The organism is Paenibacillus sp. FSL R5-0887 (assembly GCF_038002305.1).
Taxonomy (GTDB): Bacteria; Bacillota; Bacilli; order Paenibacillales; family Paenibacillaceae; genus Paenibacillus_AQ; species Paenibacillus_AQ odorifer.
The window spans coordinates 1971346-1994544 of sequence record NZ_JBBOCE010000001.1 but is presented as its reverse complement, the minus strand read 5'-3'; the positions used below and the strand labels follow the sequence as shown (position 1 = coordinate 1994544).

Genomic DNA, 23199 nt, shown 5'->3' with positions numbered 1-23199 from the left:
GTGAGATCGCGCTCCCCGGTTTTTTGTGTTGTTTAAATTCAGTTTATAAAAGGGAGTTACCATCACAATACAAACTAAAACGTTGGAGGAATTGTAATGGTAAATGAACGCAAAAAAATAATTGAGCCCAACCCTGGAGATTGGGCCGTCGAAGCGCGTGGGCTTGTCAAAACGTTTGGTGACAATCGCGCAGTTGATGGAGTAAATCTAAACGTTAAGGCAGGCACGATTTACGGCGTTCTTGGTCCCAATGGGGCAGGAAAGACGACGGTAATTCGGATGCTGGCTACGTTACTTCGTCCGGATGCGGGGGCGGCGCGAATCTTCGGGCATGATGTGGTAAAGGAGTCGCAGATTGTTCGGCAATTGATAGGGGTTACGGGACAATATGCTTCTGTAGATGAGTCACTTAGTGCTACAGAGAATCTGATTATCTTTTCACGTCTTTTAGGGTTAGGGCGGGCAGAGGCGCGGCAAAAGGCAGCGGAGTTGTTAGAAGAGTTTGGTTTGACGGAGGCGGCGAAACGGCCGCTTCGAAATTTCTCTGGTGGTATGCGCCGACGTCTGGATCTTGCAGCGAGTCTGATTGCCCAGCCTCCGCTTATCTTTTTGGATGAACCAACAACAGGTCTGGACCCACGGACACGTTCGCAAATGTGGGATACCATTCGTCGGTTGGTGAACACAGGATCAACAGTGCTGTTAACTACACAGTATCTTGAAGAAGCCGATCAGCTGGCAGATCGTATTGCAGTTATTGATCATGGCCATGTCGTTGCAGAAGGCACCGTGGATGAGCTAAAAGCTTCAGTGGGCACCACCTCGCTGCACTTAAAAGTCCAAAATCTTAAAGATATCGCTCAAGCGCGCCGGATTGTGGAACATGTGCTGCATATCCAGTCTATTGTGCCGAATGAGGCTGGAAAAATTACTGCACCGATGGCGAACGCTGATTTAGTCACTGATTTGCTTATTGCACTCCGCGAAGCGGGGATTCCACTCGCAGAGATGAGTGTGCAGAAACCGACGCTTGATGAAGTGTTTTTGACGATCACTGGCCATGGAGTTACGGATGAGGCATCCCAAGCATCACAAGAATCAATGAATAAGGAGGCAGCAAGAGCATGAGTATGAGAACTTCTACTATTAGTCCAGGTGCGACCCGACAATTGAAAAACCATACGAGCTTCAAACAATCTGTTCGTAACTCGTTAACGATGGCTTATCGCGGGATATTGAAAATCCGTCGCACACCCGAGCAATTGTTCGACGTAACGCTGCAGCCAATTATTTTCACACTAATGTTTACTTATATTTTTGGTGGAGCCATATCAGGAGATGTAGTGAGCTATTTGCCCGTTATTATTCCAGGTATTCTAGTGCAGACTGTAATCACGACCTCCATCGTCACTGGTGTCCAACTGCGGGAAGACATGGATAAAGGGGTGTTTGACCGCTTTAAGTCATTGCCGATTGCCCGAATAGCCCCATTAGCCGGAGCTTTGTTGGCAGATACGATTCGATATACGATCGCTACTGTGCTTACTTTTGTCATGGGCTATATTATGGGTTACCGACCTGATGGCGGTCTGGAGCATGTCGCAATTGCTGCGCTTTTGGTTATTGTCTGCTCCTGGTCGATTAGCTGGATTTTCGCTTTCTTTGGTGTGATTGCCCGAACCGCTTCCAGCGTACAAGGGATATCAATGATTGTGTTGTTCCCACTCACGTTTCTATCCAACGCCTTCGTGCCTGTAGATACGATGCCTAACTGGCTGCAATGGTTTGTCAAAGTCAATCCAATCTCGCATCTTGTGTCAGCTGTCCGTGAGCTTGCTAACTCTGGAACCGTAGGCTGGGATTTCGCTATCTCACTTATCGGAGCTGCTGTGATTGTTGCGGTTTTTGCACCTATCACTGTGCGTGCATATATGCGCCGGACATAATTAGAGAGATGAAGAAGCGGCAGAAATGCCGTTTTTTTGTGTTTTTTTAGCATGTTAAAAAAGCCGTGATCTAAGGATATCCCAAGATTACGGCTTGAATTTATTGAGTAGGGACTTGCAAAGAGGCCTTTTTAGAATTAATTATCTTTTTTAAAGAAGGTATGAATTAAATTGGAGACCGATCTATCATACAATATTTTAGCTGTTTCCTCATTTTGAATATGTCCCCCTAAATGCAGATGAATGACGCCATGCAATGACGCCCACACCAGGTTCACAACAAGCAGAGGGTCTTTTTCGTTAATAAATCCTTGTTCGATGGCTTCTGTAATAAGGGCTATCACTTGTTGTAGTGCCGTAAAGATAGCATGTAAGCTTTCCTCCTCCGGTTTGAATTCGCTAAAGGCTCCTCCGAACATAACCATATAATAGCTAGTATGATTCCGTGAGAAATCCCAATAAGCTTGTCCAAGCTCGCGAAGATATAAATTTAGATTGTCTTGTTTTGGAACCGCTTGAAAGGCAGCAGCCAACAATTTACACCCTTGCAGAAAAAGCTCCTTCGCTAAACCTTCCTTGTTTCCAAACAAGTTATAAATGATTTTTGTGGGACATTCCATTTTTTCAGCAACCTTACGGATGGTTACACCTTCGGGTCCAGATTCATGCATAATGGCCGCAGCGGCTTCGATAATGTTGAGTCTTAATGTTTCCGCATGCTGTTGTTTTGCTTTTGGGTAGGTTGTAACAGATTGTGCATCTATAGAAGATATTTTGGACGATTTTTGCATGTAGTTTCACTTCCTTAGAACTTTACTTTAGCTTTTTTTAGATAGCCGTTATTTCTAAACCTTATTTTACTGATGTAGAAGAGAAATAGCCAATAATTAAATGTGTAGAACTTTATTTGACAACGCAACTTCACTTGGATACAATGATTCTTATTGAAACACTGTTTCTAAATGGTCGTTAAAGGGAGAGAGGATAACAATGATTACAATTCAAAATAAATGGACGTTGATTACCGGAGCTTCTTCGGGTATAGGTGAAGCGTTTGCTCGAGAACTTGCAGCCAAAGGAAGTCACTTAATTTTAGTCGCCCGTTCTGAAGATAAACTGATTGCTTTAGCGGAAAAATTAAAACGAGAATTTCAAATTCAAGCGGAGGTTCTAGTTGCTGATTTATCTCAAGAAGGTTCCCCTGAAAGGCTCTATCAACAATGTGTAGAACGTGGCTTGAACGTTGATATTCTTATTAATAATGCAGGTTTTGCTACGCATGGGCTTTTTGAACAACTATCTGGTTCGAGACAACATGAAGAAGTGATGCTAAATGTTTTGGCGGTTGTAGATCTGACCCATTTGTTTTTGCCAGAGATGTTAAATAGAAAAAGTGGAGTGATCATAAACGTTGCATCAACAGCTGCATTTCAACCTCTCCCTAATATGGCTGTATATGGAGCGACAAAAGCTTTTGTATTATCATTTACTCAAGCGCTATGGGAGGAAAATCGGAAACGGGGCGTACAATTTCTTGCGTTATGTCCGGGGTCTACGGAAACAGAATTTTTTAATGTCGTGGGAGCCGATGAGGCTTCGGTAGGCAAACGAGACACTCCAGAAAATGTCGTTCAAGTGGCTCTTCGGTCGCTTCAGGCTAAAAAAGTATTTGCTGTCCCAGGATTTACAAACTATATTTCTGCTCAAATGTCACGTTTTTTCACACGTAAACAAATGCTTTATTTTGTTGGACGTATGCTCCGTACACGACATTAATAGGTCAACGTATTCAAGTTGGTGTATTCCTTAGCAATGATTAACTATTTCATTGATTATAAAAAAACAACAAAACAGCGGTTCTCCCCAATATGGGAGAACCGCTGTTTTGTGTTTTGACTTGCTGACTTTGACTCCGTTCGCTTGTATTTACATCAACAAAATCAACATCACCAACATCACCAACATCATCAACATCAACATCATCCAACATCACTATCAACATCGTCAACATCACCAACATCAATATCAACAATCGACATCTAAATCTCAATCACACCGCCGACTCATAATCATCCACTGTGGTACGGACCCAGATGATGTTATTAGCATGTTTTTCGCAGTTCTAGCGTAGTTTCGGACTCCAGTGCAGCTATTCCCTAGAAAGTACCCTAAATATGATGTTTTGTGCGCCAATAGGTGCATTGGAGTCCGATAGGATCAGCAAAATGGGGAATTTCTGCGAATAAGGTCAACTGAGTCCGATAGTAGCTCATCCGGCAAAGTAAGGGGAAGTAAACACCTATGTTCTTGCAGTCAACCTTATTGTATTAAGGTTCAATAAAAAGGACAACAAACCAGCGTTGGTTTGTTGCTTCAATAGATAATGGGGCAAGGAAGGCTAACGGACCCCAATGGCGTTATTAGTATGTTTTTCGCAGTTCTAGCGTAGTTTCGGACTCCAGTGCAGCTATTCCCTAGAAGTAGGTTCGAATATGGTGATTTGTGCGCCAATAGGTGCATTGGAGTCCGATAGGATCAGCAAAATGGGGAATTTCTGCGAATAAGGTCAACTGAGTCCGATAGTAGCTCGTCCGGCAAAGTAAGGGGAAGTAAACACCTATGTTCTTGCAGTCAGCCTTATTGTATTAAGGTTCAATAAAAAGGAAAACAAACCAGCGTTGGTTTGTTGCTTCAATAGATATTGGGGCAAGCAAGGCTAACGGACCCCAATGACACTATTAGTATGTTTTTCGCAGTTCTAGCGTAGTTTCGGACTCCAGTGCAGCTATTCCCTAGAAAGGGCCCTAAATATGATGTTTTGTGCGCCAATAGGTGCATTGGGGTCCGATAGGATCAGAAAAGTGGGGGATTTCTGCGAATAAGGTCAACTGAGTCCGATAGTAGCTCGTCCGCCAAAGTAAGGGGAAGTAAACACCTATGTTCTTGCAGTCAACCTTATTGTATTAAGGTTCAATAAAAAGGACAACAAACCAGCGTTGGTTTGTTGCTTCAATAGATATTGGGGCAAGCAAGGCAAACGGACCCCAATGACGTTATTAGTATGTTTTTCCCTGTTCCAGCGCAGTTTCGGACTCCAGTGCAGCTATTCCCTAGAAAGTGCCCTAAATATGATGTTTTGTGCGCCAATAGGTGCATTGGGGTCCGATAGAACCTGAAAAGTAGTAAAATGCCTCGAATAACGCCAACTGAGTCCGATAGTACCTCATCCGCCAAACTAAGAGTAGGTAAACGTCACCGTATATGCAAACAGCCTACTAGTAAACACTATCGTCCTGCAAACAACCAATTGATGAACACTATCGACTTCGCAAACAGCCTACTAGTAAACACCATCGTCCTGCAAACAACCAATTGGTGAACACTATCGTCTATGCAAACAGCCTACTAGTAAACACCATCGTCCTGCAAACAGCCAATTGGTAAACACCATCGACTTCGCAAACAGCCTACTAGTAAACACCCCCGCCCTCGCAAACAGCCTACTAGTAAACACCATCGTCCCCGCAAACACTACTGGCCTGCACCTTCGTATACCTAACCCCGTATTGGAAGCTACCTCATGCGCAGACAGCAATTGTGATTTAATCAAGGAAGGATCGGTCCTCAAATTATGTTGGCCTATTTTTCCATTAACTACTTCATCTGTCGTAGTAATTGTGTTATACTGCAACTACTACGACAGATGAAGTAATCATGGGGGGATATTTTTGATCAGCAGTGATGTTATACGCGGCTACAATGATACGATGATCCTATACATGCTGCTGGACGGGGAATCTTACGGGTACGAGATTTCCAAAAATATCAGGCAGTTAACGCAGGAGAAATATGTCATGAAGGAGACAACGTTATATTCTGCCTTCACCCGACTGGAGAAAAACGGATATATAGAATCCTTTTATCTGGATGAGAGTCTTGGCAAGCGGCGTACGTATTACCGGATTACCTCTTTGGGTCTCGCCTATTACCGAGAAAAATGTGAGGAATGGAAGGTTACACAGCAAGTTGTAAACCAATTTATCAAGGAGTGGTGATAGAGCATGGAGACGATCATAGTATATCTGGATAATATGTTTGCGGGTCTGCCAAAGACTCCGGAACTAGAACATCTGAAGCAAGAGCTGCTATCAGGGATGGAGGAGAAGTACCTGGAGCTGAAGCTTGCTGGCAAGTCGGAGAATGAGGCGATTGGTATCGTCATATCGGAATTCGGCAATATTGAAGAGCTGACAGCGGAGCTTGGCATCAATCCGGTTGCGCCAGAACAGGCTATTCCGGTGCTGACGGAAGAAGAGGTTTACGCTTATGCGGCGGCCAGACGAAGCGCTGGATTATGGACGGGGATCGGCGTTTTTCTCTGCGCATGCGGAGTGGCGTTTTTGATCACCCTGGATACAATATTTGAAAATAAGGCTGTTATGAGTGATAAAGGTTCGATGCTGGGGCTGGTCGGAATGTTCGTGCTGGTCGCTATCGCGGTCGGGATGTTTATACACAGCGGAATGAAGCTGGATCGCTTTAAGAGTCTGGAGCAAGGCTTTCAGCTGCCTTATGCTCTAAAAATGGCGCTTCAACGCAGCCAAAGTCTTTATGCTCCGACTTACCGTCTTTCTCTGATTACAGGAGTCTGCCTATGCGTGCTGTCGCCGGCTTTTATCTTTACCACTAGCTATGTCAACGATGACTATGCTCCCTATGGAGTCGCTGCTTTTCTGTTTATTGCAGCTGTGGCGGTGTTTTTGTTCATCTATTACGGGAATATCCAGGGTACTTATACGAAGTTGCTGGAGGAGCCGAATATCACTGCAGAGAAGCAGGAAGAGAACCGATTTGTTGGAGTTGTTGGGGCTGTATTATGGCCTTTGGCGACGGCGATTTTTCTGTTCACGGGTTTTGTCTATGGGCGCTGGGACGTCAATTGGGCAGTATTCCCAATTGCTGGAGTTCTATCCGGCATGTTAAGCAATGTTCATCATGTTCTGAAACGTAAAGATATCTCCTGATGGTGTTGACTGCACTTGTACATTCCTGAACTAGATAGTTTATATGTAAGGTATTCTACCAGTTGATTTTGCTGGAAGAATGCCTTTTTTTGTTGGATTTTAACAGGTGAGCTATATGAGCCCTTTAATATTTTGACATTTAAATTTTAAGTACGGACTTGGACATATGTTGAGAGAAAGAGAATATGAATATACAACAATAATCTTGTTAAAGAGGCGACAATACATTAACTAGTTAGGAGAAATGATCGATGGAATTCGAACTGGGCAGCATTTTGAAACTAGTAAAACGTAGGCTGCTGTTCATTATTGTATTATGTATCGCTGCAGTCGGGCTCGCTGGTAGTGTTAGCTATTATGTTTTACAGCCGAAATACGAGGCGACAGCTTCTATACTTATTCAAGGAGACAGGCAGCAGAAAGCAATTAATGACATTATGGCCGGACAAAAACTGGTAACCACTTACGGGGAGATCATTCGAAGCAGCAGGATAGCGGAAGAGGTTGTCAGAAAGCTGCAGCTAAAAATGACAGCGGAAGAGTTACTCAAAAATGTGAAGACAAGAACCAATAGTGAATCACTCGTAACAACGGTAATTGTGACCAATTCAAAAGCTCAACGGGCAACAGATATCGCGAATGGCTTCGGAGAAGCTTTTAATGCGAATATTCAATCGATTATGGGAGTGGAGAATGTTGTATTTCTCGACCGTGCCAAGGTTCCTTCTGATCCTGTCTCACCTAAGCCGGTCTTCAATATGGCTGTTGCCTTCGGATTGGCGCTGATTACCGGGATCGCAATCTCTATCCTCCGGGAATTGATGGAGAAACCCGTGAGAAGTGCCAAAGATATTCAGCTTGATTTGCAGCTTCCGCTTCTGGGAACCGTGGGCAAATTGAAGCCACGTAAACGGCGGAATAAAGCGAAAACCAAATCAGCAGAAGGAGCCACAAGTTATGAAGAAGAAAACGCCAAAATTATATTGCCTGGAACAACCGAAGTCATCTAACGGAGATCAATTCCGAAGCATACGCTCCAATATTCGTTATACCCGCGTTGGTGGAGAGATCCGCTCTTTATTAGTCACAAGCTCACTTCCGGATGAAGGGAAATCAACGGTAGCGATAAACCTGGCGATTGCCATGGCGGAAGCTGGTAAGACAGTTCTACTCATTGATGGGGATCTACGTACGCCAACGGTGCATAAGGCATTTGATCTGCCTAATTGGATCGGGCTTAGCAGTATCTTAGTGGATCATACCCGCTTAGAGGATTGCATTATTTCTATTGAGGAAGCAGAAGGTTTGTCTGTATTGACCTCTGGTCCGATTTCACCAAATCCCGCTGAATTACTAGGCTCTGAAGGAATGAAGCGATTGTTTGCAGAGCTGAGCGTGCGTTTTGATACGATTGTCATCGACTCATCCTCTGTATTAATGCCATTTTCGGATGCCCTTATTTTGGCAACGATGACTGAGGGGGTATTGCTAGTTGTGAAATCCGGAAAAGTACTCTTAAAGCACACGAGTTCTGCCAAGCACTTGTTAGAGCAGCAGGGAGCACATTTACTGGGAGCCGTATTGAATTATCGGAAAAAGAGCAGGCGTTCCAAGATTCGTGGTGAAGATTTTGCCGAGTGGGCCTCTTCTTCAGGAATGGTCTGACGTCTATGTCATTTGCTTCTCTTCGTTATTTGCTCGGGAATATCACTTACGCTGGTGCTCAGTTTGTGATTGTGATCCTGCTGAATAAATTCGGGTCATCGGCAATCGTGGGGCAATATTCGCTAGGGCTTGCAGTTACTGCTCCGATCTTTATGCTGTCGCATCTACATCTTCGTTCCGTATTAATCGTTGATTCATCGGGGAAATACAGTTTTGGAGACTTTCTGGGCTTACGGCTGATAACAACCGCCCTTGCGTTTACGATTACCGCAGGTTTTTGCATAATGAGTGGTTTGGATTGGAATACAGCATTGGTTATTTTCTTCATCGGTCTGTATAGAATCGTTGAATCAATCAGTGATATTTTATTAGGCATCGTTCAAAAGGAGGAGAGATTAGATCAAATCTCAATCTCCAGAATGGCAAAAGGGTTATTCTCCATTCTAATCTTCATCCTCGTATTTATCCCTACACAGAGCCTTATTCTTGCCTTGTTAGTCATGATTATCGGATGGTTAGCGATAACGATTGGATATGATGCTCGTAAAGCGAGAATATACACTTCTCTCAGGCCACTCTTCAACAAAAGAAGCCTATGGAGTTTACTGATCGTCAGTTCACCGCTAGGCGTGGTGTTGGCGTTGATGTCGTTAAATACGAATATCCCATTATACGCGATTTCCTATTTTAAAGGGGAGCATGACTTAGGTATTTATGCTTCACTCTCATATATGATTGTTGCCTGTAATGTTGTCGTCACCGCACTTGGTGAAGCCATAACACCACGTCTTGCCAGGTGGCATTCAGCCGGGAGACACAAGGAGTTTGTCACTTTACTCAGCCGAATGATAGCGATGGGTTTGGGTTTTAGTGCGGTCGCTTGTTTGATAGGGTGGTTGTTTGGACACAAGCTGTTAACCTTATTATTCAGTTCAGACGTGGCAGGAGAGTTAGGGTTGTTTCATTGGCTGCTGGCGTCCACCATGCTGGTATTTATTTCATCCTACCTGTGGTACGCCATAACGGCTACCGGAAGGTACAAAGCCCAGATTCCATTGTTTCTGTGCACAGCATTCACTAATGGCTTATGTTGTCTGATCTTCGTACCTCATTACGGGGTAGTAGGTGCTGCGATGGGAGCTAGTTCGTCGTTATTTGTACAGATGATTGGCAGTGTAGTTGTGCTGTATCGTGTCATCGGAAAGGTAAGAAATCGGGAACAGTCGGAAGCGGCAGCATAAGTTCTTTGTTTTATAGGAAAGTAGGAAAGTAGGGACTTGTATGACATCTGTATCTGTTGTAGGGAAGCCCTACACCATGCACAATTTATTTCTGTTTGCGGTCATGGGGTATATCATATGCCTTCCGGCACAGTTTGATTTTGGTGGAGCCTTCCGTATCGCCCCGTCGGATCTCTTCTTAATATTAGGTTTGTTTGCCGCTGGATTCCATCTCAAATTGGACCGGAGGATATTCAGTTCATGGCATTGGGGCATGTTGTTCATTTTTGTTCTAGCTTCCTTTGTATCCATTTGGCGCAACGGCTTCATAACCCAATACGCCTTACTGCAAAAAGATATTGGATTCATACTCCTATTGTTGACCTACATCATGCTTGTGCAAGCCGTAGATAGCTGGGAACGGTTATATAAGATGCTCCGATTTTTCCTGATCAGTGTGCTGCTCTTAAATGGTGTTGCCCTATTCGCTTTTTTCAGCGGAGTAAAGGTTCCGTTTATGGTGCAAGACGGGCGGTTGTCCGGCATGTTAATTGATCCCAATGCATACGGGGGATTGCTGGTGACGGCTTTTGCCATTCATATCATGACGAGTGGGGAGAAGATAAAGCTGCTGCGGGGATGGGTCAGCATACTAGCGACGATAAGCTTAGCCGGGGGCATTATGATGACCTTCTCGCGCTCGTCATGGATTGGTCTCTTCCTTGTATTACTTACACTTTTGATTACCAAACCTTCCAGACTGCTCAAGATCGGAATGGGGTTTGGTGTGGCTTTTATAGCTCTGCTGCTGTATAAAGGCACCGCTTATCTAAATGTGCTGGAATCTATGTCCAGCAGACCTTCCCAGATCCAGTCGCGTCTTGACATCATTGACAAAGCGGTGGATTGGATCGCACAAAGTCCATTATTAGGCATTGGGCTTGGTTCCTATAATTACGAACTGCGCATTATTATCCACAACACGCCAATATGGTTTTTGACTGAATTCGGCTTATTGGGCTTGATTGTATATGGAGGATTTATGATTTGGTTCTTCATTGTGGGTATCCGTTCTTATCGTGCAGCAGATCCCATTCATAGGCCAATTATTATGGCATTGCTGTTGTCCCATGCGGCGATGATTGGGTTATCGATGGGTATTGAGGCGTTATTCCAGCGGTATTGGTGGTTCATGATGGCGATGAACGGAGCTTGCATCCGGTTAACAGACAAAAACCTGAAAGGAGAGATGCCCTATCGAACCCAACACGTTGAACGGTCAACTGGGCGCAAGCTTCGACAACGAGCAGAGCAACCTCAATAAAAGCTCAAGTAAGGACATCGGGAGTATTCCAGCTGAGGGTGGCTTACAAGCAAAGGTTGCTTTTGTAGCCTCCATATATGGGCATTTCGAGAGTTTTCATTTACCTTACATGGTGTTATTGCTGCAAAAAGGGTGTGAAGTCCATGCTTACGCTCAGCCGGGCGAAGCCAGACAGCGCTTGGAACGGCGGGGAATTGTATGTCACGACGTACCTATACAACGAAGTCCTTTACAGTTGAAGAATTGGACGGCTCTGCGGATCTTAACGAAAAGCTTCCAAGCGGAAAAATTTCAGTTCGTCCATGTACATACACCAGTGGCTTCGATTCTCGGACGGATTGCAGCCCATAGAGCAGGTGTCCCTAGCGTATTGTATACAGCTCATGGTTTTCATTTTTTTAAAGGTGCTCCTTTTCTGAATTGGATGCTTTATTATCCGTTGGAGTATTTGATGGCACGTTGGACGGATGTACTGATCACCATTAATAGTGAAGATTATGAGCGTGCTCAGAAATTCCCTGTCCGAAAAAAAGTAACTTATGTGAGCGGAGTCGGGCTTGATCTTCAGGTATACGGTAGCGGTGAGGGGGATAATGAAATTGCAAAAATGATGGGGGAAAGTCGTCACCAGCTATTTGATTTACCTAAGAGTGACAATGATAATCCTTCATTCGTTGTTCTCTGCGTCGCTGAGTTAAATGCTAACAAGAACCAAAAACAGTTGATCGAAGCACTACATCATTTGGGTGATCAAGCAAGCGATATTCATCTAGCATTCGCAGGTACAGGTCCTTTCGAGCAAACCCTTATAGAACTTGCTACTCGGTTAGAGGTTAGGGATCAGGTGCATTTTCTGGGGTTCCGAAGAGATATACCGGATTTGCTACAAGCGTGTAATGTTGCGGCACTTGTGTCTTATCGTGAGGGGTTACCCCGGGCGATTATGGAGGCGATGGCAGCAGGCAAACCCGTGATCGGCACACATATTCGGGGCATTCGCGATTTGATTGAGCATGAGTCAACGGGCATGTTGGTTCCAGTAGATGATATTGCCGCTACGGCAAAAGCACTGGTTCAACTGCGAGCGGACGCAGCTTTGACCGCAGCAATGGGTAAGGCGAACAAGGACAGGATTATTCGCTATGGATTGCCAGCGGTGCTTCGTGAAATGGACTCGATTTATATAGAAGCGCTGAAAGAACCAGGGATAAAGCCTTTTCCGTCTGAATTACAACCGGGTCTGACAGCAGATAGATAATTCATTCTCACATATACGACAACAAACGAATAAACGAATTAACGAATAAACGAATAAACGAATAAACGAATAAACGAATAATTAGTTAATTAGGGAGAAAGAAGTGATGAAAATGCGGATCGTACGTTTAGTCATGTTGGATGCGGGAATTATAGCGGCTTCAGTGTGGCTTGTGTTTTTACTTCGGTTTGATTTTCAAATCCCTGAGCAGTACATGTGGATGCTTCCGTGGGCGATACTCATTCACATTATGGTGTACGCAGCGTTCTCATTTGGATTCAAGGTGTATAACAATATCTGGCGATACACCGGTATAGGTGAGTTATTGCAGCTGCTAAAAGTGAGTGCTTTAACACTCTGCGGAGTGGTCGCTGTCAATGTATCTGCGCATGTATTCGTCCCTTCCTATCGATTGCCGATTTCGATTTATTTTGCAGCGGGTTACGTATTTCTCGGCATTGCCGGCTTACGTTTAGTTAACCGCCTTATCAACGATAGATTCGAAACACTGGGAACAAAGGGTTCATCCGAAGGCAATCTGCTAATCGTTGGGGCAGGGAAAGCAGGCATCCTCGTTACCAAAGATATCAAGCATTCAAGATTTAAATTCATGAACCCAGTTGCCTTCATAGATGATGATATCTCAAAGCGCAAGCTGGAGCTTATGGGGTTGCCGATTGTCGGTAACCGTAACTTCATTCCCCAGGCAGTCGAGCAGCTGGATATTTCGTTCATTATCATCGCTTTGCCTACGGCTCCTCAAAAGGAATTACTGGAGATCATCGAAATCTGCAAATCTACCAAAGCTCAGATCAAGTTAATGCCTAGTATGACCGATATTTTGGACGGGAAAATGGCCATTAACATGATCCGTGAAGTATCCGTAAATGATTTGCTGGGGAGAAGTCCCGTAGAAATTAATACGGAAGAGATTCGTGAGAATTTGGGAAGCGAGTGTATTCTCATCACGGGTGCAGGCGGTTCAATTGGTTCGGAATTATGCCGGCAATTGGCTGCGTATCGTCCGAAGGAAATGCTGCTTTTGGGGCATGGAGAAAATAGCATTTATCTTATTGAACAAGAGTTGCGACAGTTATATCCCGATCAGATCATTCATCCCATTATAGCGGACATTCAGGATGTATCGCGGATCGATAACGTTTTTCAAAAGTTCCGCCCCTCCATTGTGTATCATGCCGCTGCTCACAAGCATGTTCCTCTTATGGAGATGAATCCAGTAGAGGCAGTTAAAAATAATGTGATCGGCACAAGGAATGTAGCGGAAGCGAGTGCTAAATATGGCGCTAAACGGTTCATCCTCATCTCATCGGATAAGGCGGTTAATCCTACCAGTGTTATGGGGGCCACGAAACGAGCCGCGGAAATGATCATTAATGATCAGAATTCCTTAAGTAAGACGGTTTTTGCCGCTGTACGTTTTGGTAATGTGCTGGGCAGTCGGGGCAGTGTCATTCCGTTATTCAAAAGACAAATCGAAAACGGCGGCCCGGTGACGGTTACACATATGGATATGGTGCGTTACTTCATGACGATACCCGAAGCGGTACAGTTGGTTATTCAAGCAAGTGTGCTGGCACAAGGGGGAGAAGTGTTTGTGCTGGATATGGGTAAGCCAGTTCGTATATACGATCTAGCGAGGGATTTAATCCGCTTGTCGGGTCTCGAGCCTGACAAAGATATTCCCATTGTGGTCACTGGCATTCGTCCTGGAGAAAAATTGTTTGAGGAGCTTTTGACTGAAGAAGAAGGGTTATTGGTCACTAACAACTACCGTATTATGATTAGCCGCCCGCAAAGTGTCTCCAGATCTGAACTGAATTTGGTGTTGGGGGTTCTGGAGAACTTGTGCAAACGGTATGAACTGATGCCAAGCAGTCATCAGATCAAAAAACTGCTAAAGCAGCTAATTCCAAGCTATTCGGGCTTTCAGGAAGAACCGCAGGTGGGCACACATGATCTTGAACGCATTAAATCCGAAGTTCATGCGGGAATCTGACCTATGAAGTCGACTAAGCATTCATGGATGACAAGATTATGGGGCAAGCGCGACAAGGCAATTACAGGTAAACATTCACGCATGCGGCGGGTGGGACGATACAGCCTGATTGTTATTCTTGTTGTGGTTGTAGTTGGGGGGATCTGGATTGGAGGGATATTGAATCCAGAGCATCGTTTTAATAAGGCGATTCTTAACCCCTTGACGATCCCTAGCTCTAATGTGGTTACGGACAATGAAGCGATGGTGCAATCGCTCAGCACACCAGCCCCACAAGCTCAAACGGATGAGCTTACCCTTACAACGTCTACACAGACTCCAACTGCGGCGATATCCCCAGCAGATAAGAAAAGCTCATCCTTTAATGTAGTGCTAATTGGAACAGACACTTGGGGGGGAGAAAGCTCGCGGGCAGATACGATCATGGTTGCCCATGTGATGCCGGATCAACGGAAGGTGAATATCGTATCTGTGCCGCGGGACACGCGGGTTTATGTGCAGAATGTCGGTTATACCAAGATCAATCATGCACATATCGTTGGTGAGACAAAGGGTGGGAATCAGCAGGGTACGCTGACACTGATTCAAGCCGTTAGTGATTTTATGAATATTCCTATTCATTACTACATCAAGACGAACTTCTCCGGTGTTCGTGATTTCATCGATTCGATCGGCGGGATCGATATGCTAATTGATCAGGATGTGACCATCACTCCGGAGATCACCATCAAGAAAGGTGAGCAGCATCTGGATGGTGCCCACACGCTTTATTTAGCAAGGGAGCGCTACTCGACTCCGGAGGGTGACTTTAGCCGCCAACGGGAGCAATTCAATATCGTTCGGGCTGTAGCCAAAAAGCTATTAAGTCCGGAGCATATTCCTGATCTAGCTGGACTGCTACTGCGTGAAAAGAAAGACATTATTGATACGAGTTTTAGTGACAGTGATTTGATGAGCTTAGCTTGGCTATTCAAGGGAATGGATTCCGCGGATTTTGCTTACGAACAGATTCCTGGCCATAACAGCTCTGCTCTAGATCCGCTCGTCCGAACCAAAGTGTATTATTGGAGTGCAAATCCGGAAGAGGTAAAGTCACTTACAGAACGTCTTTTTACGGAATAAGAGAAAGGCGGGGGAAAGACTACCATGTATCGCCATATGAAGCGGGGCTTCGATTTGGTGGGAGCGATCGTTATGTTAGGTGTGTTTAGTCCGGTCATGGCTGTGGTGGCGTTGCTGCTTCGGATAAAGCTGGGAAGTCCTATTTTGTTCAAGCAGCAGCGGCCGGGAATGGGAGAAAGACCCTTCTACATCTACAAGTTCCGAACCATGGCTGAAATGTATGATGCGCAGGGCCAGCCGTTATCGGATGCTCGGCGTTATATCAAATTCGGCGGATTGATTCGAAAGCTGAGTCTGGATGAGCTCCCGCAATTAGTAAATGTTGTGAAGGGAGAAATGAGTCTGATCGGACCAAGACCTTTGCTCATCCGTTACAGCCCGCATTACTCTGAACGGGAGCGGCTGCGATTTACTGTAAGACCCGGAATAACGGGATTGGCGCAGGTATCTGGACGTAATACTTCGGAGTGGAAACAGCGGCTCTCCTATGACGTTACCTATGTTGAGAAGCTAAGCTTTAGATTAGATGCGTTGATCTTATGCAAAACTGTGCTGAAGGTGATCCGCCAAGATGACGTTGTGGCCAATCCGGGTGAGCATAGTCTGCCGCTCGATGAGTACAGAATGAACCAAAAGGAGGGGTCGGCATGAATTTGCGGTTTAGTCCGCTTCAGGAAGATGATATTCACCTTGCATGCCGGCTCTTACAGAGCAACTTGCCAGAGTCGGTCTACAATCAAACCATATTCGCCTGTGGCGGTTATCCCGAATATTTGAAAGCAGCATGTAAATGCGGAAGCCATTCAGCAACACTGCTGATTGGTGCCTATTCTGAAGAGCTTCTTATTGGATTCGCTGAATGGCGAAGAATGGAGCAGATGCTGGTTCTGAATAACTTGAATGTGGACGCAGCTTATCGAAAAGATGGCATCGGCGGCAAGCTTATGGCGTACGGGGAGACATTAGCCCAAAAGGATGGCATTTCGAAGCTGGCACTTGATGTATTTTCGTGGAATGAGCAAGCTCATGCTTGGTATTTGCGGCTTGGTTTTGCAGAGGAAGGCCGGACTTACTGGTATGTAAGAGATTTGGCTCCATCGATTGATAGGGATAGAGAAGCATTGGCGTACATCATAGATGATTATCCGATGGCAGAGGCACATCATCAAAAGTATGGATTCTCTTCTCTTAAGATTAGAACGAAGGAAGAGACTTCAGTTGTGGGCCGGTTAGGTGAACAGTATTATCGTATCCAACTGCAAAGTGGAGGGTGGAGTGGCTGCAATCTTTTGACAGACGTATTAATGGATTTAGACCGGGAGAAAAGGCTGCTGTTGCTTTCTTCAGATGCTTATTTGCGTGAGCGAGACCCCGGGCTAATCTTAAGCACTGAAAGTATACGTATGATCAAACTATTGGAGAATCAAGAGGTGTTGTATGAGTAACTTCATCGTGTTAGGCAGCTCTAGTTCAGCGGAATGGGATGCCTATTTGAACCAGCTAGAGACGAAGGATATCTATTTCTCCTCAGCGTTTTTTCGGCTGTTTGAGGATGGAGAGCATCAGCAGGCAGAGCTGTTTGTTTTTAAGCAGGGAGACCAGCTCATAGTTTATCCTTACTTACTTCGTTCCATAAGCCATCTTCCTGCCGTAATCCAACTGGGGCTTGAAGGCGATTGGTACGACATTAGTACACCCTATGGATACGGGGGACCGATATCGAATCTCCCTCCGGGAGCCGAACGAAGTGAGCTGTACCGGCAATTCAGTGAAACGTTCACGGATTACTGTAGAGAGAAAAAGATCATGACCGAGTTTGTAAGATTTCATCCCTTAATTGGCAACGCTACGGAATATCAAAGTGGTCTGACCACCGAATGGAATAGGAATACAATTTATATTGATTTGACTGTGGGTTCGGAGTCAGAGCTCATCCGGCATTATGGCAGCAATCATAAACGGAATATTCATAAATTAAAGTCCGCACCCTTTACGATTCGAAACTCGAATCTGAAGGATCGTATTGAGTCCTTCAGTGAATTGTATTACGGAACACTAAACGATTTACAGGCGGATTCTTTTTATTATTTTCCCAAAAAATTTATAGAAGATACTAGTCATCTACTTGAGGGGAGAGTAGAGCTATTCGAAGCTATGGATGGGGAGAAAACGGTGGCGACCAGCATCGTGTTACATGAACGACCGTGGATGCATTATCACCTATGTGGTTGGGATCGCGCCTATCTGCAGTGGTCACCTACCAAATTGCTAATACACGCAGCAGCCAAGTGGGGGATGGAAAATGGCTTTGAATGTTTTCATCTTGGCGGGGGATATAAGGGGAATGACGACTTATTTCAATTCAAGCATAGATTCGCGACACAACTGGAACCCCTTGACTATTACTTAGGTAAACGAATTTTTTTCCCAGAGTTGTATGAGCGGATCATATCCTTTTGTGACACCAGAATATCAGGAAATTACTTTCCGCTCTATCGGCATCCAGATCTCGATATGATATGTATTCCATCTGAAGAAATCGGTCCAAATGGAGAAAGGAGCTTCGCATGAGCATTCGTCAAACAAGCATTCTGCCACGAATCTTGTTATCCCCGCCGCATATTAGTGGACGTGAGCAGGTCTACATGGAGGAGGCGATACACTCTGGTTGGATTGCTCCTATTGGTCCGCAAGTTGATGCGTTCGAGCGGGAGATGGCCGCCTACACAGGATCAAAGGGTGCACTAGCGTTAAGCTCTGGCACGGCGGCGATTCATCTCGCACTTCGTCTAGCCGGTGTCACACAAGGAGATTACGTGATCTGTTCAACGCTCACGTTCGTTGCTAGCGCCAATCCTATTTTATATTTGGGGGCCACCCCCGTATTTGTCGATTCAGAGCCTGAGACCTGGAACATGTGTCCGCTAGCTTTTCAGCGGGCCTGCCAAGCTTTGAATGACAAAGGACTGCTGCCAAAAGCGGCTGTTGTCGTCAATTTATACGGACAAAGCGCAGACATGGAGCCCATTGTAGAAATAGCTGACCGATATGGAGTTACCTTGATTGAAGATGCTGCCGAATCACTAGGTGCTTTCTATCAAGGCAAGGCCAGCGGAACGTGGGGCCAATTCGGAATCTATTCTTTCAACGGAAATAAGATTATTACGACGTCAGGTGGGGGCATGCTCGTATCCGACGATACCGAAGCCTTAGATCAAGCGCGCTTCTGGTCTACGCAAGCCCGAGACACTGCCCCTCATTATCAACATTCCGAAATGGGATACAACTATCGGTTAAGCAACCTGTTGGCAGCCATAGGACGCGGTCAATTAGAACTGCTTGACGAGCGGGTTGAACGGCGCAGATCTATTGGCCGGCGATATAGGGAACGTTTAGGGTCCATACCGGGTCTTCATTTTATGCCGGAAGCGCGCAATTGTCGCAGCACGCACTGGTTGAGTGCGCTGACCATCGATGAAGAAGTGGCGGGGTTCTCTTCACAACAACTCCTGTCATGTCTGGAACAGCACAATATCGAAGCTAGACCTGTATGGAAACCGCTGCATTTACAACCCTTGTTCGAGAGCAATTACTACTATCCTTACAGTGAGGAATACAGTGTATCGGATAAATTATTTTCAACAGGTGTCTGCCTGCCTTCTGGAAGCTCTTTATCAGATGAGGATTTGGAACGTGTCGTTTATGCGATAGAGACATGTAACCAATACCGTTGATTCATCTTATTTAGCCTTCCATCCGCTGGCAGCTGATCCGCTTTCCTTCACATACAAAGTGGCTTGTGCCGTGCCATCCGTTCGCATGGCCAGACTGCCAACTGGGGCGGTTACGACTCCCTCGGGCGAACCCTCTACTATGAACACCGCGGGCAACACTGTCCCCCCAGTGAGGCGAATGGCCCGTTTGAAGTTACCGTAGGTCGAGAACCATTCAAGAAGCGAATATGGATTATACAAGGTTCCTAGTGATGTGCCTTGCATGCCGATTAGTGTTTCGAATTCTAGAATTCGCTTTACCTTCACTGCTCGGGTATCGAACACCGCTACATTATTGAGGCGCAGAGACGGTTTAGCTGCACCGTAAGAAGAGACTAGCACTACCTGATTGGTTCCGCTATTGCGGACGATCATATTGTCGACAGTAGCCATCGCGTCAGACTCCGTTGTGAATAAATGCAAGGTATTGCCCGTTAAATCCTGTGCATCTATCGTCCCCACATAAAGATCTCCTCCGTCGATTCGGACACCACTTGCTAAGGTGGAACCCGAGCCGTACATTCCTAACGAACCGATATGCAATCTTGGTTTACCTCCGGCAGCATTAAACGCTGCATAGATCGCAGGGCCCCCGATGCCATCGAACTTGGCGCTAGCGATATCAATAAATTGTGAATAGATCGTCTGTAGACCGAAGCTAGCTTTATGATCGGTGGAGCGGATAGCCAAGTGATTGATTTTGAGCGTCAGTCCATAGGACAGTAAGGCTGGACTTACCGATCCGCTTACACGCATATCTAGTGAACCGATGTCGAGTGTCCAGAGTCTAGCGATAGCATCTGTAAGCCCTGCTGATAGGTCGTTACCGAAACCTATGGTTGTCAAGGAGTCGAATCGCTGATAAAAGCTGCGCGTTCCTTTAAAGACATCGGGTTCAAGATCGAGAGAGTTAGCACCAGTAAAACCAGGCGCGCCACCGCGGCTATTATTCAGAACCGCTCTGTTGACATGAAGCTGGTCTACAAAATGGACCACAAAGTTCTTTCGTCCAGCAGTCTCACAGCGTGCATATCCGATGTGCACATTAACGGAGGGGATTTCTTCTGTCCCCCCAATGAAGATATTATCCCCATAGCAATCGTGAGAGTACACTGACTCTATCGTTATATTTTGCGAAGAAGAAATGAACAAGCCGTGAAGCTGATCGTTGACGGCTGTTTTAACAGTCGATGCACTTCCATCAATTTCAAGGGTGCCCGCGATTGTGATATTTGAGGCATTTAAGATTACTAGAACCCTAGTGTCTGAAGGTGGGTTCGGGGCAAGCACAAGTTTGGAGCCGGCTTCAAAGCTTAAATTCGTTTTGGCTGGAATTCGAAGACACCACCAGTCGAGGATGGAGGGGTTACGCATGCGTCCCGAAGATACCTTATATACACCTGGAGGAAAGATTACTACTTTGTTTTTGGCGTTTCCCGCATTGATAGCATTTTGAATCGCTACTGTATCGTCCTTGATACCGTTTCCTACAGCGCCGTACGATCGGACGTTCACATAACCGTTAGTCTCAGGGTCTATTTTAATAGATGTGACCGCACCATCAGAAAGGATGGACGTAGTCACCGAGCTGTCTGGAATAGGGGCAGTAGCCATATACTTCACTCCTTTATCCTTTGATTTTGTATTTTATGTGAATTTTTCGGGGAATGCACGGTACAAAGATCACTCTTAGCGGGCGAAAGGAGTTTTTTATTTTGAAGGTATTGGTAACTGGGGGGTTAGGCTTTATTGGATCCCATGTGGTTGATCGGCTAATAAAAAAGGGCATAGAAACTGTGATTGTAGATAATGTATCCGGAGCCTCCGGTCTGACTTATATGAATCCTGCTGCGGTTCTGTATAAGTACGATATTCGGGATGAGACTTTGCATGAGGTGTTTAACCTTGAAAAGCCAAATGCAGTCATTCATCTGGCTGCACAGATCGACGTCAGAGAATCACAGCGGAACCCGTTATTTGATGCGAATGTGAATATTGTTGGCACGCTGAATGTACTGCGCATGTGCGAGATCCATCAGGTTCAAAAGCTAGTTTATGCCTCGTCGGCAGCGGTTTATGGGAACCCGGAATATTTGAGCATTGATGAGCAGCATCCCTTAAATCCCGAGTCCTGCTATGGTGTATCCAAAAGTGTACCAGAGTCATATATTCGGATGTTTGCCAGCTTACATGGGCTGAAATATACGATTCTGCGTCTCGCTAATGTATATGGGCCAAGGCAAAGTTCACATGGAGAAGCTGGCGTTGTTTCCGTTTTTCTGGATCGTATAAAGCAAGGGAAGGATCTCGTAATCTATGGGGACGGTGAGCAGACTAGAGATTTCGTCTATGTGGAGGATGTGGCGCAAGCGTTTGTTGACGCGGTTCAGACCGAAGGCAGGGTGAATAATGAGACGATGAATATTAGCTGCGGAATACCAACCTCGATAAATACGATGGTTCGGATGTTAAGCGACATCACGGGTGGTGATTTCCTGACAACCTATGCGGAGCCCCGTCCGGGGGATATTCTCCATAGCTACTTAAACAATCAAAAAGCCCAGGAATTATTATCTTGGTTCCCTAACCATAACTTTCATACCGGGCTGAAAAAAACAATTACTGACCGCTTAAGTGTAGGAAGCGCAGTAGATCATTAAAAGCACCCATTGAAAGGGGCACTCCGCATGGAACGCAAAATGAACTCGGAAATGTTCGTTCTTCGTAGTGTAGCCTGCTTAAGTATAGCCCTGCTGCATGCTCTTTATCGGGTTTATGATGATGGAAATACATCTTGGGTAGAGTCGGTGGGTTTACTGCTAACGTTTGGCACACCTGTATTCGTATTTATCTCCCAATTCGTGTTGTCATTTGCCTATCCCAATGAAATTCCAGCGAGATTTTGGGAGAAAAGAATCAAGTATATTTTATTGCCTTACTTTTTTTTTGGGACCTTGTATGCAGGACTAAAAGGATTGGAGCTGTCGAGTAGTGATGGCATTCCTTTGCTGCAGGCTTTTTGGTATTACCTCTGGCGTCATTTGCTGATTGGAGATTTCCATGGTTATTTTATACTGATTATCTTTCAGTTTTATGCTTTATTCCTCTGGTTTCAGACGTATGCGAAGCGGCTTAACCCCCGCAATGTTCTAATCGTATCGTTCCTTATTAACGTTATCTATTTGGGTTTCTTCAACTTTACTACGCCCGCAGATACGGCAGCCGCCCATTATTTCTGGGATAAAATGTACTGGATTTTCGCACCTGGTTGGATTTTTTACTTTACAGTAGCCTATTACTTGGGACGAAATGAGCTGTGGTTCCGGGAAAAATTAAAAAAGTTCCGCATAGCCGTATACACGCTCCCGGTTCTGACAGGTGCGCTAGTGCTGTTCGTGAATAGTCAAGGCTGGATAACGGCGCATAGCTCCAAAAGAATTGATATGCTTCTATTCGCCTTAAGCATGATTTTGCTGCTCTTCTCCGTGGCATCGAAAATGAAGAAAGTGCCACGTGTACTGGAATGGAGCAGCAGATACTCTTTTGGCATATACTTGCTTCATCCTTTGCTATTGGCTATATTCGTCAAGCTTCCAGCTTCATTTGGGTTGCAAAACCTTGGACTATTTAGTGTTCTGCTGCAATTTGTCGGTTGTGTGGTAGGCTCGGCACTTATAATGAATTTAGCGAATCGAATTCCTGGCGGAGCGTATGTATTCGGTCGGATCGGCGTTGGGATAAACCCAAGCAAACCACCGAAATCGCTGGATAAGCCGATAACTCCGAATATTGGGAATGCAAACTAGCTTGGATTTGACCGGCCGCTAATCGTCTGTTTAGGTGATTAGTG

The 23199-nt window shown here is 45.3% G+C and carries 21 protein-coding genes; 18 read left to right on the top strand and 3 right to left on the bottom strand.

From position 1 onward, the window contains the following. Nucleotides 1–96 precede the first annotated feature (96 nt). Nucleotides 97–1128, top strand: coding sequence for an ATP-binding cassette domain-containing protein (locus tag MKY14_RS08930; RefSeq protein WP_076191003.1), 1032 nt, complete (start codon nucleotides 97–99; stop codon nucleotides 1126–1128). Nucleotides 1129–1130: 2 nt separating this feature from the next. Further along, nucleotides 1131–1946, top strand: a complete 816-nt coding sequence (locus MKY14_RS08925; RefSeq protein WP_076129863.1) for an ABC transporter permease — start codon at nucleotides 1131–1133, stop codon at nucleotides 1944–1946. 137 nt (nucleotides 1947–2083) lie between these two features. Here MKY14_RS08925 and MKY14_RS08920 read toward each other — a convergent pair whose 3' ends face one another. Further along, nucleotides 2084–2737 (bottom strand): TetR/AcrR family transcriptional regulator, encoded by a 654-nt coding sequence (locus MKY14_RS08920; RefSeq protein WP_076182436.1) that lies wholly within the window; start codon nucleotides 2735–2737, stop codon nucleotides 2084–2086. Between the two features lie 199 nt (nucleotides 2738–2936). Between MKY14_RS08920 and MKY14_RS08915 the strand changes: the two genes are divergently transcribed. Next, on the top strand, nucleotides 2937–3722 hold the full coding sequence (locus tag MKY14_RS08915; protein ID WP_076304439.1) for an SDR family NAD(P)-dependent oxidoreductase: 786 nt from the start codon (nucleotides 2937–2939) through the stop codon (nucleotides 3720–3722). Nucleotides 3723–3771: 49 nt separating this feature from the next. On the opposite strand, the gene MKY14_RS08910 is transcribed toward MKY14_RS08915, so the two are convergent. Further along, nucleotides 3772–3948, bottom strand: coding sequence for a hypothetical protein (locus tag MKY14_RS08910; RefSeq protein WP_340976341.1), 177 nt, complete (start codon nucleotides 3946–3948; stop codon nucleotides 3772–3774). A gap of 1726 nt (nucleotides 3949–5674) precedes the next feature. On the opposite strand from MKY14_RS08910, the gene MKY14_RS08905 reads away from it, so the two are divergent. The 13 genes from MKY14_RS08905 (at nucleotide 5675) to MKY14_RS08845 (ending at nucleotide 19310) form a co-directional block, all read left to right on the top strand. Further along, nucleotides 5675–6001 (top strand): PadR family transcriptional regulator, encoded by a 327-nt coding sequence (locus MKY14_RS08905; RefSeq protein ID WP_036688249.1) that lies wholly within the window; start codon nucleotides 5675–5677, stop codon nucleotides 5999–6001. A gap of 6 nt (nucleotides 6002–6007) precedes the next feature. Continuing rightward, a complete protein-coding gene (locus MKY14_RS08900) occupies nucleotides 6008–6970 on the top strand; it encodes a permease prefix domain 1-containing protein (protein WP_076303332.1) in 963 nt (320 codons plus the stop codon). A gap of 251 nt (nucleotides 6971–7221) precedes the next feature. Then, nucleotides 7222–7980 carry a YveK family protein gene (locus MKY14_RS08895; RefSeq protein WP_076303331.1) on the top strand — a complete coding sequence of 253 codons (759 nt, stop codon included), beginning with the start codon at nucleotides 7222–7224 and terminating at the stop codon, nucleotides 7978–7980. Then, nucleotides 7928–8635, top strand: a complete 708-nt coding sequence (locus MKY14_RS08890; RefSeq protein ID WP_076277771.1) for a CpsD/CapB family tyrosine-protein kinase — start codon at nucleotides 7928–7930, stop codon at nucleotides 8633–8635. Before MKY14_RS08895 ends, MKY14_RS08890 begins: the two co-directional genes overlap by 53 nt. Nucleotides 8636–8640: 5 nt before the next feature. Next, nucleotides 8641–9876, top strand: coding sequence for an oligosaccharide flippase family protein (locus tag MKY14_RS08885; RefSeq protein ID WP_076281651.1), 1236 nt, complete (start codon nucleotides 8641–8643; stop codon nucleotides 9874–9876). A gap of 76 nt (nucleotides 9877–9952) precedes the next feature. Beyond that, the gene (locus MKY14_RS08880; protein ID WP_340976337.1) at nucleotides 9953–11179 is read left to right on the top strand and encodes an O-antigen ligase family protein; all 1227 of its coding nucleotides are present in this window, start codon (nucleotides 9953–9955) and stop codon (nucleotides 11177–11179) included. Beyond that, a complete protein-coding gene (locus MKY14_RS08875; RefSeq protein WP_340976336.1) occupies nucleotides 11127–12437 on the top strand; it encodes a glycosyltransferase family 4 protein in 1311 nt (436 codons plus the stop codon). Before MKY14_RS08880 ends, MKY14_RS08875 begins: the two co-directional genes overlap by 53 nt. A gap of 106 nt (nucleotides 12438–12543) precedes the next feature. Continuing rightward, on the top strand, nucleotides 12544–14454 hold the full coding sequence (locus tag MKY14_RS08870; RefSeq protein WP_076194875.1) for a polysaccharide biosynthesis protein: 1911 nt from the start codon (nucleotides 12544–12546) through the stop codon (nucleotides 14452–14454). Nucleotides 14455–14457: 3 nt separating this feature from the next. Continuing rightward, nucleotides 14458–15576, top strand: coding sequence for an LCP family protein (locus MKY14_RS08865; protein ID WP_254857001.1), 1119 nt, complete (start codon nucleotides 14458–14460; stop codon nucleotides 15574–15576). 24 nt (nucleotides 15577–15600) lie between these two features. After that, on the top strand, nucleotides 15601–16227 hold the full coding sequence (locus MKY14_RS08860; RefSeq protein WP_076129746.1) for a sugar transferase: 627 nt from the start codon (nucleotides 15601–15603) through the stop codon (nucleotides 16225–16227). Next, nucleotides 16224–17021 (top strand): GNAT family N-acetyltransferase, encoded by a 798-nt coding sequence (locus tag MKY14_RS08855; protein ID WP_076214686.1) that lies wholly within the window; start codon nucleotides 16224–16226, stop codon nucleotides 17019–17021. Before MKY14_RS08860 ends, MKY14_RS08855 begins: the two co-directional genes overlap by 4 nt. Next, complete coding sequence (locus MKY14_RS08850) at nucleotides 17014–18147, top strand: GNAT family N-acetyltransferase (RefSeq protein WP_076182393.1); 1134 nt, start codon at nucleotides 17014–17016, stop codon at nucleotides 18145–18147. The genes MKY14_RS08855 and MKY14_RS08850 overlap by 8 nt, the downstream gene beginning before the upstream one ends. Further along, a complete protein-coding gene (locus MKY14_RS08845) occupies nucleotides 18144–19310 on the top strand; it encodes a DegT/DnrJ/EryC1/StrS family aminotransferase (protein ID WP_340392096.1) in 1167 nt (388 codons plus the stop codon). Before MKY14_RS08850 ends, MKY14_RS08845 begins: the two co-directional genes overlap by 4 nt. A 6-nt stretch (nucleotides 19311–19316) precedes the next feature. Here the strand turns inward: MKY14_RS08845 and MKY14_RS08840 are convergent, their stop codons facing one another. Then, nucleotides 19317–20963 carry a glycosyl hydrolase family 28-related protein gene (locus tag MKY14_RS08840; RefSeq protein WP_076303325.1) on the bottom strand — a complete coding sequence of 549 codons (1647 nt, stop codon included), beginning with the start codon at nucleotides 20961–20963 and terminating at the stop codon, nucleotides 19317–19319. A gap of 101 nt (nucleotides 20964–21064) precedes the next feature. Here MKY14_RS08840 and MKY14_RS08835 point away from each other — a divergent pair, with 101 nt between their 5' ends. After that, nucleotides 21065–22009, top strand: a complete 945-nt coding sequence (locus tag MKY14_RS08835; protein ID WP_340392094.1) for an NAD-dependent epimerase/dehydratase family protein — start codon at nucleotides 21065–21067, stop codon at nucleotides 22007–22009. A gap of 27 nt (nucleotides 22010–22036) precedes the next feature. Then, nucleotides 22037–23155, top strand: coding sequence for an acyltransferase family protein (locus tag MKY14_RS08830; protein ID WP_340976335.1), 1119 nt, complete (start codon nucleotides 22037–22039; stop codon nucleotides 23153–23155). Nucleotides 23156–23199: the final 44 nt, after the last annotated feature.